At 71.0% G+C, this 14,043-nt stretch carries 13 protein-coding genes; 6 read left to right on the forward strand and 7 right to left on the reverse strand.

Annotated elements, in window-relative coordinates; translation table 11 throughout:
• Positions 1-146: 146 nt before the first annotated feature.
• Complete coding sequence (locus AC07DI_RS01330) at positions 147-1,400, forward strand: MFS transporter (RefSeq protein ID WP_478901420.1); 1,254 nt, start codon at positions 147-149, stop codon at positions 1,398-1,400.
• A gap of 18 nt (positions 1,401-1,418) precedes the next feature.
• Here AC07DI_RS01330 and AC07DI_RS01335 read toward each other — a convergent pair whose 3' ends face one another.
• On the reverse strand, positions 1,419-2,003 hold the full coding sequence (locus tag AC07DI_RS01335; RefSeq protein ID WP_384249419.1) for a suppressor of fused domain protein: 585 nt from the start codon (positions 2,001-2,003) through the stop codon (positions 1,419-1,421).
• A 500-nt stretch (positions 2,004-2,503) separates the two neighbouring features.
• On the opposite strand from AC07DI_RS01335, the gene AC07DI_RS01340 reads away from it, so the two are divergent.
• Together AC07DI_RS01340 and AC07DI_RS01345 are read left to right on the forward strand one after the other, a co-directional pair.
• Positions 2,504-3,640 (forward strand): magnesium and cobalt transport protein CorA, encoded by a 1,137-nt coding sequence (locus AC07DI_RS01340; protein ID WP_384249421.1) that lies wholly within the window; start codon positions 2,504-2,506, stop codon positions 3,638-3,640.
• 49 nt (positions 3,641-3,689) lie between these two features.
• A complete protein-coding gene (locus AC07DI_RS01345; RefSeq protein WP_478901423.1) occupies positions 3,690-4,202 on the forward strand; it encodes a hypothetical protein in 513 nt (170 codons plus the stop codon).
• A 98-nt stretch (positions 4,203-4,300) separates the two neighbouring features.
• Here the strand turns inward: AC07DI_RS01345 and AC07DI_RS01350 are convergent, their stop codons facing one another.
• The gene (locus AC07DI_RS01350; protein ID WP_384249574.1) at positions 4,301-5,017 is read right to left on the reverse strand and encodes a hypothetical protein; all 717 of its coding nucleotides are present in this window, start codon (positions 5,015-5,017) and stop codon (positions 4,301-4,303) included.
• Between the two features lie 246 nt (positions 5,018-5,263).
• On the opposite strand from AC07DI_RS01350, the gene AC07DI_RS01355 reads away from it, so the two are divergent.
• Genes AC07DI_RS01355 through AC07DI_RS01365 form a run of 3 tightly spaced genes read left to right on the forward strand, consistent with a single transcriptional unit; the run spans position 5,264 to position 8,290 of the window.
• Positions 5,264-6,541, forward strand: a complete 1,278-nt coding sequence (locus AC07DI_RS01355; RefSeq protein WP_384249425.1) for a magnesium transporter MgtE N-terminal domain-containing protein — start codon at positions 5,264-5,266, stop codon at positions 6,539-6,541.
• Positions 6,531-7,112, forward strand: coding sequence for a DUF1003 domain-containing protein (locus AC07DI_RS01360; protein WP_384249428.1), 582 nt, complete (start codon positions 6,531-6,533; stop codon positions 7,110-7,112). Before AC07DI_RS01355 ends, AC07DI_RS01360 begins: the two co-directional genes overlap by 11 nt.
• Before the next feature lie 44 nt (positions 7,113-7,156).
• On the forward strand, positions 7,157-8,290 hold the full coding sequence (locus AC07DI_RS01365; RefSeq protein ID WP_478901424.1) for an Mrp/NBP35 family ATP-binding protein: 1,134 nt from the start codon (positions 7,157-7,159) through the stop codon (positions 8,288-8,290).
• Positions 8,291-8,575: 285 nt separating this feature from the next.
• On the opposite strand, the gene AC07DI_RS01370 is transcribed toward AC07DI_RS01365, so the two are convergent.
• From AC07DI_RS01370 to sigE, 5 genes are all read right to left on the reverse strand, one after another.
• Positions 8,576-9,244 carry a hypothetical protein gene (locus AC07DI_RS01370; protein WP_478901425.1) on the reverse strand — a complete coding sequence of 223 codons (669 nt, stop codon included), beginning with the start codon at positions 9,242-9,244 and terminating at the stop codon, positions 8,576-8,578.
• A 120-nt stretch (positions 9,245-9,364) separates the two neighbouring features.
• The gene (locus tag AC07DI_RS01375) at positions 9,365-9,835 is read right to left on the reverse strand and encodes a sec-independent translocase (RefSeq protein ID WP_384249435.1); all 471 of its coding nucleotides are present in this window, start codon (positions 9,833-9,835) and stop codon (positions 9,365-9,367) included.
• A 207-nt stretch (positions 9,836-10,042) separates the two neighbouring features.
• Complete coding sequence (locus tag AC07DI_RS01380) at positions 10,043-11,704, reverse strand: S1C family serine protease (protein WP_478901426.1); 1,662 nt, start codon at positions 11,702-11,704, stop codon at positions 10,043-10,045.
• A gap of 494 nt (positions 11,705-12,198) precedes the next feature.
• Positions 12,199-13,134: a zf-HC2 domain-containing protein gene (locus tag AC07DI_RS01385; RefSeq protein ID WP_478901714.1), complete on the reverse strand. Its 936-nt coding sequence runs from the start codon at positions 13,132-13,134 to the stop codon at positions 12,199-12,201.
• 89 nt (positions 13,135-13,223) lie between these two features.
• Positions 13,224-13,997, reverse strand: coding sequence for an RNA polymerase sigma factor SigE (gene sigE / locus AC07DI_RS01390; protein ID WP_384249439.1), 774 nt, complete (start codon positions 13,995-13,997; stop codon positions 13,224-13,226).
• Between the last annotated feature and the right edge of the window lie 46 nt (positions 13,998-14,043).

Consider the following 14,043-nt stretch of genomic DNA (forward strand, 5'->3'; position numbering starts at 1 on the left):
ACGATCACCCGTCCGGTGGCCCTGTCACCAGGAGAAACTAGATGTAGCTTGCATCATTTAGCCTGCCTAACTTAATATGTGCATACGTCAACGAACCATCGACGAACCGTCGACGAACCCAGCGACATCAGCGAAGGAGCGGCTGTATGCACAGCAGCACAGGGGGCCCCGCCGAAGGGGACCCGTTCGACGCCGGGACCGGCGGCCTCCTGCGGCAGCCGAAGGCCGTCTGGGCCACGGCCGGCGCGTCCGTCGTGGCCTTCATGGGCATCGGCCTCGTCGACCCGATCCTGCCGTCCATCGCCAAGGGCCTGGACGCGAGCGCCGGCCAGGTCTCCCTCCTCTTCACCTCGTACTTCCTGATCACCGCGGTCGCCATGCTGGTCACCGGCTTCGTCTCCAGCCGCATCGGCGGCAAGAAGACCCTGCTGCTCGGTCTCGCGCTCGTGGTGGTCTTCGCCGGCCTCTCCGGCACCTCGGGCTCGGTCGGCGAGCTCGTCGGGTTCCGGGCGGGCTGGGGGCTCGGTAACGCGCTCTTCGTCTCCACCGCGCTCGCCGTCATCGTCGGCGCCGCGGCCGGCGGCAGCGCGGCCGCGATCCTGCTGTACGAGTCGGCGCTCGGCCTCGGCATGGCGTGCGGGCCCCTGGTCGGCGCGCTGCTCGGCGACGCCAGCTGGCGCTACCCCTTCTTCGGCACCGCGGCCCTGATGGCGGTCGGCTTCCTCTGCATCACGGCATTCCTCAAGGAGCAGCCGAGGCCCGCGAGGAAGACGTCGCTGCTCGACCCGCTCAGGGCGCTCGGCCACGGCGGGCTCGCCTCCGCGGCCGCCTCCGCCTTCTTCTACAACTACACGTTCTTCACCGTGCTGGCCTTCACGCCGTTCGTGCTGAACATGTCCCCGTACAGGTCGGGCGCGGTCTTCTTCGCCTGGGGCGTGCTGCTCGCGGTGTTCTCCGTACTGGTGGCGCCGCGGCTGCAGGCGCGGTTCGGCTCGCTGCAGGTGCTCGGCGGCTCACTGGTGCTGCTCGCCGCCGACGTGCTGGTGCTCGGCTACGGCAACCACACGGTCGCCGTCGTCTGCACGATCCTGTCCGGCGCGTTCATCGGCGTGAACAACACCGTCTACACCGAGCTCGCCCTCGGCGTCTCCGACGCGCCGCGCCCGGTGGCCAGCGCCGGCTACAACTTCGTGCGCTGGTTCGCGGCCGCCGCCGCGCCGTTCTTCGCGCCGAAGATCGAGGAGTGGAGCAACATCCACATCCCGTTCGTGGTCGCGGCCGTGACGGCGGTGCTCGGCGCGGTCGTGGTGTGGGTACGCAGGAACGCCCTCACGCACGAGGCCGAGGAACTGGAGCCCCGGCACGCGACGGAGGACAGCGTCACGGTCTTCGCCGACTGACCTTTCGGCAGCGGCACTTCAGTCCAGGGACACGGACTTGCGCAGCGGATCGCGCAGGTCCGTGCCGCCGTTCAGCCAGCGCTCCTGCAAGGCCGCCGCGCCGTGCACCCGCTTCCACGCCGCCTCGTTCGGCGTCATGGGGAGCAGCGGCAGGAAACGTACGGGCTCCATGGGTTCGTCGAGGTCGAGGTCCTCGACCAGCCCGCCGGACTCCGCCACGAGCACCGAGGTGAACGGCGCGCCCGGCCAGAGCGGGTCGCCCACGTCGAGCGAGGCGCCCGGCGCCACGACCAGGCCCTCGACCTGCGGTGACGCGGCGAGGACGGCAAGCGGCCGCAGCACCTTGTCGGTGTCGGCGAGTCCTCCCCGTACCGAGAGGACCAGCTCGGCGCGCGGGCCCTTGACCGGGTCCGCCAGGGCGGCGGTGGGGTCGGTCATCGGCTGGGCGGACATGCCGAGCGTGGCGTAGCGCACCACGTCGCCGTCCGTGAACCGCAGGACCTCGACGCGGTCGGTGCCGAGGAAGGTCACCGCGGCGCGCGCGTCCGGTTCGCCGAGGCCGGTACGGAGACGGGCCTCGACCAGCGCAAGAACATCAGCCATGACGTGAGCATAGAACTCGCTAGTAAAGGGCAAAGCGGGGGCTTGACACTTCTGTCGGCTGATAGTGTTGGCCGCTGGCTCAGGGCAGCACGCAGAAGCGTCGCTTTCAAGCCCTGCAGACAGACACTGACTTCGCGCCACTGGTGCGAAGGGCGCATGGGACTTCCCTTACGGGGGACCGGCCGGAGGAGGTGGGGCTGCAATGGACCGAAGTCGACCGTGCAGTACCACCCGCTCTTCCGCCCGGTGAATCACGCAGCCCGGTAGCTGCGCACGCACCCACACGCACCACGAGCACTGTTCGTGCCGTGTGCGACGGAAGAGCACTTCGTTCCCACCTGATCTGTCTGAGTTTCCTGATCTGTGTCAGTAGCGAAGCTGCCACCGCAACGGTGCGGTGCTCCCCGCTTTGTGGACGTGCCAAACACCACGCACGCAGGACGTCCCCATTCCGGGCAGTTCCAACCGTCGCAGGCGGCCTCCGTCGAAGGAGCCTGCCCATGTCGATGATCCGTGACCTTCGTGCCGCCGTCCGCCCCTCGCTGCGCAAGGACGGCACCTCCTACCCTTCCTCCCCCGCGTCGTACGACACCTATGACGCGACCCGCGACGCCGCGTCCGCCGTCGTCGACTGCGCCGTCTACCGCGACGGCCGGCGCCTGGAGTGCGCCGACATCCTCAGCCCGCACGAGGCGATGCTGGAGGTGCGCCGTCAGGGCGGCTTCGCCTGGATCGGCCTGCACGAGCCGACCGAGTCCGAATTCGCCGGTATCGCCGCCGAGTTCGGGCTCCACCCGCTCGCCGTCGAGGACGCCGTCCACGCCCACCAGCGGCCCAAGCTGGAGCGGTACGACGACACGCTGTTCACCGTCTTCAAGACCATCCACTACGTCGAGCACACCGAACTCACCGCCACCAGCGAGGTCGTCGAGACCGGCGAGGTGATGTGCTTCACCGGCCGGGACTTCTTCATCACCGTGCGGCACGGCGGCCACGGCTCGCTGCGCGCCCTGCGCCGCCGCCTCCAGGAGGACCCCGAGCTGCTCGCCAAGGGCCCCTCCGCCGTGCTGCACACCATCGCCGACCACGTCGTCGACGGCTACATCGCGGTCGCCGACGCCATGCAGGACGACATCGACGACGTGGAGAGCGAGGTGTTCTCCGCGCCGAGCAAGGGCAAGGGCAGCTCGCGCGGTGTCGACGCCGGGCGGATCTACCAGCTCAAGCGCGAGGTCCTGGAGTTCAAGCGGGCCGTCTCGCCGCTGCTCCGCCCGATGCTGCTGCTCAGCGAGCGGCCGATGCGGCTCGTCGACCCCGACATCCAGAAGTACTTCCGTGACGTCGCCGACCACCTCACGCGCGTCCAGGAGCAGGTCATCGGCTTCGACGAACTGCTCAACTCGATCCTCCAGGCCAACCTCGCGCAGGCCGCCGTCGCGCAGAACGAGGACATGCGCAAGATCACCTCGTGGGCGGCGATCATCGCCGTGCCGACGGCCGTCTGCGGTGTCTACGGCATGAACTTCGAGCACATGCCCGAGCTGCACTGGCGGTACGGCTACCCGATGGTGCTCGCCCTCATCGGCGGCGTCTGCTTCGCGATCCACCGCACCCTGAAGCGCAACGGCTGGCTCTGAGAGCCTGTGTCAGATCCCCGGCCGGGTGCCACTCGGTAGGCTGCCGCCCATGACTGCTGACCCGCTCCTTGAGCGCGCCCTCGTCGAGGAGGCCACCAAGAAGTCCGGCCTCATCTGGGTCCGGGGCGAGGGCTCGCCCGCCCGGGGGCTCTGGCACGTCTGGCACGAGGGCGCCGTCCACCTCGTCGGGGACGGGCCCGGTGAGCAGCCGCTGCCGGGGCTCGTCGACGGGGGCTCCGCCGAGGTGACCGTACGCAGCAAGGACAAGGGCGGGCGCGTTGTCGCCTGGACGGCGGACGTGAGTGAGCTGGCGCCCGGTTCCCCGGAGTGGGAGGCGGCTGTCGCCGAGCTGAAGGGGAAGCGGTTGAACGCGCCTGACGCCGAGCGGGTCACCGTGCGGTGGGCCGAGCAGTGTCGGGTCGTCCGGCTCACGCCGCGTACGGTGACGACTGAGCTGCCCTCGGGGTCTCTCGCGGCTGCGCCGCTGCCGACCGGGGCCACTACGCGTGAGGCGTTGCCTGCTGGGCTTCCTCGGCTGTTGTTCCGCCGCAAGCGCCGTTGAGGGGTGGGGCTGTCTTGCCCTGCGGGTGCGTTGTGGCTGGTCGCGCAGTTCCCCGCGCCCCTGGGAGGCTTGCCCCTTCGGGGGCTTCGCCTCCCCCGCTATGACGTCGGCAACTGCTTCCCGTAGTCGACCATCTCGTCCTTCCCCGGCTCCTGCAAGGGGAAGTCCTTGTTCCAGTCGGTGAGTTTGAGGGTGCCCGCGTGGCCGCCGCGTTCCAGGCGCAGGGGGTAGGGCTTGCCCTCGAGGGAGACGGAGAGCGTGCCGCCCGCGCCCTGGTCGCCGGTGATCTCGATGGTGCGTTGCGAGCCCGTCCGGCCGCGGTCGCCCTTGGTGAGCGTGCCGTGCAGCACGAGCATGCCGTCCAGGAGCTCGTCCTTGTCGGTGAAGCCGCTCAGCTGCTGGTAGGCGGGGTCGCCCTGAGGGACCTTCACGTACTTGCCGTTCAGCTTGGCCGCGGCGGCCTCGTCGCCGTTCGGGGACTTGCCGTCGGTCGCGCCGTCGTGCGTCCAGAACTCCGAGTCGGCCTTCAGGTAGAGCTCCTCGCCGATCCGCAGGAGCTGGAAGGTCTGCCCCTTCGAGGTGACCGAACCGGTACCGCCCTCGCCCTTGAGGCGCATGTCGAGGGTGTACGTGTGGTTCTTGCTCACCACCGTGCCGGAGAGCCGGACCGCCGACGCCGCCTCGGCCGCCTTGCCCGCCTTGCCCTGGATCTTCGGCGCGGACAGCTTTCCGACACCGTTCGTGCCCGCGTCGGGGTCCTCGCCGCCGCCGCAGCCCGTCAGACTCGTGGACGCCGCCACCAGGCCCGCGCACATCGCGGTCACGAACGCTGCCCTGCGGGCGCGGCTGGCCGGGGGAAGTACGGTCACAGGTGGCGCTGCCTCTCGTGCGGACGACCTCTACGGCTTCGGCAGTACGGCAGCGTACCCGGGTCGGGCGAGTCGACCGGAGGCAGACCGTCCGGACCTCCGCCGGGGCGTGTCCGACCGGGACGGGCTAGCCTGAAGCCCGTATTGACGGACCAAACGGCATGAACCCCCCGGCCGGAAGGAGGCGCACGTATGGCGGCAGGCGCCCCCCGCATCTTCGTCTCGCACCTCTCCGGCATCCCCGTCTTCGACCCGAACGGCGACCAGGTCGGCCGGGTGCGCGACCTGGTGACGATGCTCAGGGTCGGCAGGCGCCCGCCCAGGCTGCTCGGCCTCGTCGTCGAGCTCGCCACCCGGCGCCGCATCTTCCTGCCCATGACCCGCGTCACCGGCATCGAGTCGGGCCAGGTCATCACCACCGGCGTCATGAACGTGCGGCGCTTCGAGCAGCGGCCCACCGAGCGGCTCGTCCTCGGCGAGATGCTGGACCGGCGGGTGCACCTCGTCGAGTCGGGCGAGGAGGTCACCGTCCTGGATGTGTCGGTCCAGCAGCTCCCGGCCCGCCGCGACTGGGAGATCGACCGGGTCTTCGTACGCAAGGGCAAGGGGGGAACCTTCCGGCGCAAGGGGGAGACCCTCACCGTCGACTGGTCCGCCGTCGACGGCTTCTCCCTGGAGGAGCACGGCCAGGGCGCCGAGAGCCTGCTCGCCACCTTCGAGCAGCTGCGCCCCGCCGACCTCGCCAACGTCCTGCACCACCTCTCCCCCAAGCGGCGGACCGAGGTGGCCGCCGCCCTCGACGACGACCGCCTCGCCGACGTCCTCGAGGAGCTCCCCGAGGACGACCAGATCGAGATCCTCGGCAAGCTCAAGGAGGAGCGCGCGGCCGACGTCCTGGAGGCCATGGACCCCGACGACGCCGCCGATCTCCTCGCCGAGCTGCCCGAGGACGACAAGGAACGGCTGCTCACCCTGATGCAGCCGGACGACGCGGCCGACGTGCGGCGCCTGATGGCGTACGAGGAGCGCACCGCCGGCGGTCTGATGACGACCGAGCCGATCGTGCTGCGGCCCGACGCGACGGTCGCCGACGCCCTCGCGCGCGTGCGTCAGCAGGACCTCTCCCCCGCGCTCGCCGCGCAGGTGTACGTGTGCCGTCCGCCGGACGAGACGCCGACCGGCAAGTACCTGGGCACCGTGCACTTCCAGCGGCTGCTTCGCGATCCGCCGTACACGCTGGTCGGCTCGATCCTCGACGACGATCTGCAACCGCTCGCGCCGGACGCGACGCTGCCCGCCGTCGCCGGGTTCTTCGCGACGTACGACATGGTGGCGGCGCCCGTCGTCGACGAGGGCGGCTCGCTGCTCGGGGCGGTCACCGTCGACGACGTACTCGACCACATGCTGCCCGACGACTGGCGCGAGACGGAGTTCCATCTGGAGGAGGAAGGAGTGGGCCATGGCGGCTGAGCGCGAGCGCGAGAACCGCGCCGAGCCGCGCAGCCCGCGCCCGCGGCTCGACCAGCCGAGGCCCCCGCGCAACAAGCTCCTGCCCGACTACGACCCGGAGGCCTTCGGGCGGTTCTCCGAGCGCATCGCGCGGTTCCTCGGCACCGGCAGGTTCATCGTCTGGATGACGGTCGTCATCATCATGTGGGTGGTGTGGAACGTCGCGGCGCCGGACCATCTGCGCTTCGACCAGTACCCGTTCATCTTCCTCACCCTGATGCTGTCGCTCCAGGCGTCCTACGCGGCCCCGCTGATCCTTCTCGCGCAGAACCGCCAGGACGACCGCGACCGCGTCAATCTGGAGCAGGACCGCAAGCAGAACGAGCGGTCGATCGCGGACACCGAGTACCTCACCCGTGAGATCGCCTCGCTCCGCATGGGCCTCGGCGAGGTGGCGACCCGCGACTGGATCCGTTCCGAGCTCCAGGACCTCGTCAAGGAGTTGGAGGAGCAGCGGATCGAGCAGCGCACGGAGAGCCGCGTCGTATTCCCCTCCGAGGGCACCCGCGGACGTGACGTAGGCGACCGCTGACAGCTCTTTCCCGGCATGGGTTACCGCGCCGTACTATCGGTCGTATGGCTACGGAAGACGCGGTGCGTGAAGCACTGGCGACGGTGAACGACCCCGAGATCCAGCGACCCATCACCGAGTTGGGGATGGTCAAATCGGTGGATATCGCCGCTGATGGGGCGGTAGCGGTCACCGTGTACCTGACGGTCTCCGGCTGCCCGATGCGCGAGACCATCACCAAGAACGTGACCGACGCGGTCGCCGCCGTCGAGGGCGTCACGCGCGTCGACGTCACCCTCGACGTGATGAGCGACGAGCAGCGCAAGGAGCTGGCCTCGGCCCTGCGCGGCGGCACCGCCGAGCGCGAGGTCCCCTTCGCCAAGCCCGGCTCGCTGACCCGTGTCTACGCGGTCGCCTCCGGCAAGGGCGGCGTCGGCAAGTCCTCGGTGACGGTGAACCTCGCGGCCGCGATGGCGGCGGACGGCCTGAAGGTCGGCGTCGTCGACGCGGACATCTACGGCCACTCGGTGCCGCGCATGCTGGGCGCCGACGGCAAGCCCACACAGGTCGAGAACATGATCATGCCGCCGTCCGCGCACGGCGTGAAGGTCATCTCCATCGGCATGTTCACCCCGGGCAACGCGCCGGTCGTCTGGCGCGGCCCGATGCTGCACCGCGCGCTCCAGCAGTTCCTCGCGGACGTCTTCTGGGGCGACCTGGACGTGCTGCTCCTCGACCTGCCGCCGGGCACGGGCGACATCGCCATCTCGGTCGCCCAGCTCGTCCCGAACGCCGAGATCCTGGTGGTCACCACCCCGCAGCAGGCTGCCGCCGAGGTCGCCGAGCGCGCCGGTTCCATCGCCGTCCAGACCCACCAGAAGATCGTCGGCGTCGTCGAGAACATGTCGGGGCTGCCCTGCCCGCACTGCGGCGAGATGGTCGACGTCTTCGGCACGGGGGGCGGCCAGAAGGTCGCCGAGGGCCTTACGAGGACGACGGGCGCGACGGTGCCGGTTCTCGGCTCCATCCCGATCGACGTACGCCTGCGGGAGGGCGGCGACGAGGGCAAGCCGGTCGTCCTCACGGACCCGGACTCCCCCGCGGGCTCGGCCCTCCGCACGATCGCCGGCAAGCTCGGCGGGCGCCAGCGGGGCCTCGCCGGTATGACGCTGGGCATCACACCGCGCAACAAGTTCTGACCTCTGCGGACCTCTGCGGACCTCTGCGGACCTCTTCCGGCCTCGCCGCCGCTGCCTCCTGCGGGCCGCGGGGGCCGGTCGCGCAGTTCCCCGCGCCCCTGGTCAGACACCGCAGCGCCCCCGTCAGGGGCACGGAGACTGCGCGAGCAACCGCCGGGTAAGGGGCGCGGGGAACTGCGCGAGCGACCACGGCGGGCCCGCAGGCGAGTCGTGAGCGTGTTCGCAGGTGAAGGAGGGTGCCGTCGAACCCGACGGCGCCCCCCCTTCTCCGTTCGGTCCGCCGTTCTACGCGTACGACGCGATGTCCGGGACCACCGAGAAACCCAGCCCGTACGCGCTCATCCCGCGCCCGTACGCCCCCAGATGCACGCCCTCCTTCGTGGAGCCCGCGAGGACCCAGCCGTATTCGGACTCGCGGTAGTGGAACGGGGTCGGCACCCCGTCCACCGGCAGGGACAGCGACGACCAGTCGGAGCCGTCCAGGTCGTCGGCGAGGACCCAGGCCGTCTCCGTCTGCTGGTCGAGCCAGTCGTCGCGCAGGGTGTGGTCCATCTGGATGGGCCAGGTGAAGGACAGCAGGCCCACCCCGGCGAGCCAGGCCGCCGAGGAGACCGAGGTGGCCTCCAGGACCCCCGTACCGTCCGCACTGCGCCGCACGGGGTTGGCCGCGACGGTCACCACGACCGCGAAGCGTTCCTTGTCGCTGTTGCCGAGGGTGCCCTCCGCACGCACGGACGGCTCCTCGCCGTGCCCGATGGAACCGTGCTCCACGGTGCCGTCCGACGTCGCGCCGACCTGCATCAGCCAGCGCTGCCCCGTGAAGGCCTCGTCAAGGCCGTACCAGGGGAAGGATGCCAGCAGGTAGCCGTCGACCGTGCGCCGGGCGGAGGGCACCGCTTCTGCGGTGCCCTCCGCGGCCGGCGCCTGCGCGCCTACCCGACTTGTCGTCTCCATGTACCCGGCCGCCTCCTCGCTCTCGTGTGTCCGGAGCGGCCCGCCCCCCTCGGGCGTCCTCACCCCGGACAACAAGGCAGGATAGCCACACCCGTTGGCGGCGGCAGTTCAGGAGCTGCCTCAGGTGGCGTCCGCGTCGAACGGCGGAGGGTCGCCGGCGTCGAGCTTCCCGGGCTCCGCGGACTTCTTGCGCATGTCGACGCGGGCTCCGCCGGAAGAGGCAGCGGAGGCCTGTGAACCCGCGTCTGAGGAGTCGGTCGATGCGCTGTCGCGGCCGTGCACGGCGTCCGCGACCTCGTTCATCTCCTTCTTCAGATCGAAGCCGTTGCGGATCTCCTTGATCCCGAGCTCATCGCTGTCGAGCTGCTTGCGGATGAACTTCTTGGGATTCAGGTCCTCGAACTCGAAGTCCTTGAACTCCGGGCCCAGCTCCTCGCGGATGTCCGCCTTCGCGCTGTCGGAGAACTCGCGGATCTTGCGGATCGTGCGGGAGATGTCCTGGATGACCTTCGGCAGCTTGTCCGGACCGAAAATGAGCACGGCGAGGACGACCAGCGCCACGATCTCGAGTGCGCCAATGTCATTGAACACCTAGAACTCCTTGCGATGTCCTCAGCCCGCAGCAGGTCGTCCGTGCATGTGCGGCAGGTAGTGCGCAGCAGGTTGTGCATGGTCCGGACCGGGACCACGGTACCCGGCGTCCCTGTCCGTCCGGTAGCCGCTGCACGACAACGCGGAGTACACCTGGTCAGTCCTTTACCCGGCGCCCACCCACCCCGCGCCGCCACCGGCGCCCGCTCAGTCGCCGTCGGCCGAGCCGAGCACCAGGTTCACCTCGCGGTCGCCGCCGCCCCGCTCGACCGTCAGCCGCAGCCGGTCCTTCGGGCGGTGAGCACGGACTTTGACGATCAGTTCGTCGCTGGAGTGCACCGCGCGGCCGTCGACCTCGGTGATGACGTCGCCCGGTACGAGGCCTGCCTTGTCGCCGGGACCGTTCTTGTTGACGGCCAGGCCGCCGTTCCTGCCCTTGTCCGCGATGCGGGCGCCGTCGCCGGTGAACTGGGTGTCGAGCGTGACGCCTATCACGGGATGCGCGGCCCTGCCGAAGTTGATCAGCTCTTCGGCGACGCGCTTGCCCTGGTTGATGGGGATGGCGAAGCCCAGGCCGATCGAGCCGGCCTGGCCACCGCTCGGGTCGGAGCCCTCGTCCGCGGAGCGTATGGCGCTGTTGATGCCGATGACGCGCGCCTTGGAGTCGACGAGGGGGCCGCCGGAGTTGCCGGGGTTGATGGGGGCGTCGGTCTGCAGGGCATCCACGTACGAGATGTCGCTGCCGTCGCCCTTCTCGCCGCCCGCGGTGATCGGCCGCTCCTTGGCGCTGATGATCCCGGAGGTGACGGTGTTCTCCAGGTCGAAGGGGGCACCGATGGCCACGACGGGGTCACCGACCTGCACGTTCTCGGAGTTTCCGAGGGGCAGCGGCTTCAGGCCGCTCACGTGGGACACCTTGACGACCGCGAGGTCGTAGCCGGAGTCGCGGCCGACGACCTCGGCCTTGGCGGTCTCGCCGCCGCTGAAGGTCACCGTCACCTCGCCGCCGGTGCCCGCGGGCTCGACGACGTGGTTGTTGGTGAGAATGTGGCCCTTGGCGTCCAGCACGAAGCCGGTGCCGGTGCCCTGCGCGGAGTCGCCGCTGACGTGCAGAGTCACGACACCGGGCAGGGAGGCCGACGCGATGCCCGCGACACTGCCCCTGGGCCGGTTCACGGACTCGGTGTCCGGCTGCCGCAGCTCGATGTCACCGCTGCCGTTCCGCTCCAGGTACGAGCCGACCGCCCCGCCGATGAGGCTGGACACGAGAGCGATCACAGCGGCCCCGACCACCAGGACCCGCTTCCCCCGCCGACTCCGCTTCTCCGCCGACTCCGGCGGCAGCGACCCGATCTGCTGCAACGGCGCGTTCCACGGGTCGTAGGCCGGCCGGTTGGCGGCGTTGTACGGAGCGGGGCCGCCGGGGGCCGGTGCGGGGGCGGAGGGTTCGGGGGTGCCGCCGTACGGAGGCGCCGGGAAGGGGGCCGCGTGAGGGGGCGCGCTCCGGGTCGGCGTGCCGCTGTACGGGGGCGCCGGGAGGGCGGTGCCCTGGGCCGGGGTCGCCGTGGGGCGCTGCACCGGCGGAGCGGGCGCCCACGGGCCGGGCTCGCCGTAGGGCGGAGTGCCGTACGGGTCGGGGTCGTGCAGGGGGCGGGGCCGCTCCACGGGCGCGGGCCCCTGGCCGACCGGCGCGGAATCCTGAACCGGCGGACCCTGCGCCGCGGACGAGGCAGCCGATATGGAGGCACCGGACGTCACACCGTGCGGCGTCGTGCCGTGCGGGGCAGGGGCGGGAGTAGCCGGGGCCGCGGGGGCCTGCGCGGGTACGTCCGCGTCGGGCATCGGAGCGGTCGCGGCCTGCGTCGGCATCTGCCCAGTAGCCGCGTCCGGGTGAGGGGGCAGGGCCGGGTCTGGGTGCGGGGCCGGGTCTGGGTGCGGGGCCGGGTCTGGGTGCGGGGCCGGGTCTGGGTGCGGGGGCAGGGCCGGGGTCGTGTACGTAGCCTCGGCCGGGGCAGCCGGGGCAGAGGTCGGCTCCACGTCCGAGGCAGGGTCCGGGCCCGGGCCCGCGGCCTGGTCCGGATCCGAGCCGGGCAGCCGTTCACCCGCATCCGTGTCCGCATCCGAGCCGGGCAACTGTTCACCCGCATCCGCGCCCGCGTCCGCACCCCGTGCCTCCGGTCGGGGCCGACTCCACCAGTTCGCCTTCGTGGGCTTCCGCTTCCCCTCGTCCATGTTCTCCCCACAACTGGCCCGCGGCGGACGCCGTTTGCTTGCTCAACTCCGAGCCCGCCACGATCCCCGGCGGGCACGGCCCACCGAGGATTCAACCAGGTTCCCCGGCGAAAGCGCAGGGCAGCGTCGGGTCAGTGCAGCTGCGACGTGCCCTTCAGCGGTCCGGCCCCCGGCGACGCCGCCGTGGTCCGCACCGGATTCGCCTCGCTCGCCACCACGGGCTCATCCGTCTGCGGGAACCCCATGCCGGGCGGCACGGCGGAGTGACGGCCCGACGGCACCGGGCGTATCAGCGGGGAGATGGTGACCGCGCCCGCCACCATGGGGGCCGTCAGTTCGTACATGGAGCCGCGCGGACGCAGCGGCTGGGTGGGGGGTCCGGGCAGCAGCGGTCCGGTGACCTCGGCCGGCGCGAGCGGAGCCGCCAGGGGGCCGGGGCGCTGGCCCTGCACCGACAGCGGATTGCCGCCGCCACGTCGCCGCATGGATTCGGGAACCGCGGCAGTGCCCGAGCCCTGCGTGCGCTGCGGGGTCACATTGCTGCCGGAGCCTCCCGCGCGGGTGTCGTTCGAGCCGGTGGGGGCGCCCACCGTGACGCCGCCGAGCGCGATGGCGGCCAGCGAGACCGCGCCCGCCGCCGCGAACGCGAACCGGCGGCCTCGCCAGAGCGACCGCTCCGCCTCGTGCCGGCCGACCTCGTGCCGGGTGACCCCGTGGATGCGGAAGCCCTGCTGCTCGCTGGGCAGCACCGCGGCGTGGGCGCCTGCGGGGACGTACTCCACGAAGGGGTCGGGGCGCACGCCGAAGACCCCGCTCCGCGGCAGTCCGGCGGAGTCTGTGGATCCGGTGGCGAACCCCTCCCCGTCACCGGGCGCGCCGGGTCTTCCGGACGGCCCGGAACCGCCTCCGGGGAGACCCTGGAGACGGGCGAGGAAGCTCGCGGAAGGCGGCGGCGGGGCGGCCTGCGCGAAGACGCTCTTGAGGCGACGCTGCGCGTCGGCCTCCGTTTTGCACATCGGACAGGTCGCCAGATGCGCGAGGACGCGCTCGCGCGCGTCATGACCCAACTCGCCGTCCACAAGGGCGGCGAGGCGGTCCCCAAGATGCTGCTCGGCCTCGGCTAGTTGCCGTTCGGCAGGATTCGACCGTGATCCACTCACGCGGTCGCACCCCCTCCTCCCAGCGCCACGGCTCCGGTCACCGCGAGCGAGCGGCGCTCCGCGCGGGCCTCGGGAGACCGGTGCTGGAGGGCCTTGCGCAGCTGCGAGCGACCCCGGTGGATACGGCTGCGGACCGTACCGAGCTTGACGCCGAGTGTTGCGGCGATCTCTTCGTACGAAAGGCCCTCGATGTCGCAGAGGACCACGGCGGCGCGGAATTCGGGCGCGAGGGTGTCGAGCGCCTGCTGGACGTCCGCGTCGAAGTGCGTGTCGTTGAACACCTGCTGCGGCGACGGCTCGCGGCTCGGCAGCCGCTCCGCGGCGTCGTCCCCGAGCGCGTCGAAGCGGATGCGCTGCTTGCGGCGCACCATGTCCAGGAAGAGGTTGGTGGTGATGCGGTGCAGCCAGCCCTCGAACGTGCCGGGGGTGTAGGTCGAGAGGGAGCGGAAGACACGGACGAAGACCTCTTGCGTGAGGTCCTCGGCATCGTGCTGATTGCCGGTCAGGCGGTACGCCAGGCGGTACACGCGGCCGCTGTGTGTGCTGACGATCTCCTCCCAGGTGGGCGGAGTCCACGCCTGCGATTCCGCATCAGCGGCAAAGGTCGCGGTCTGAGCGGAGTCGTTGGCGCGGAAACGGTCAGCGGTCTCGGTCACGGATTTCGGCTCACCCGCCAATCCGAGAAAACGCCGGAGCGCTCCTCCCCGATCCGCGGACGCAGCCGCACCTCCCCTATCGGCTCTGGTGGTGTCCAGTGGAGCCCCTACCATAACCACCTCGCCCGTTAGCTCCGGATAAGCGTTTTTACGTGAATTT

The organism is Streptomyces sp. NPDC044106 (assembly GCF_056433985.1).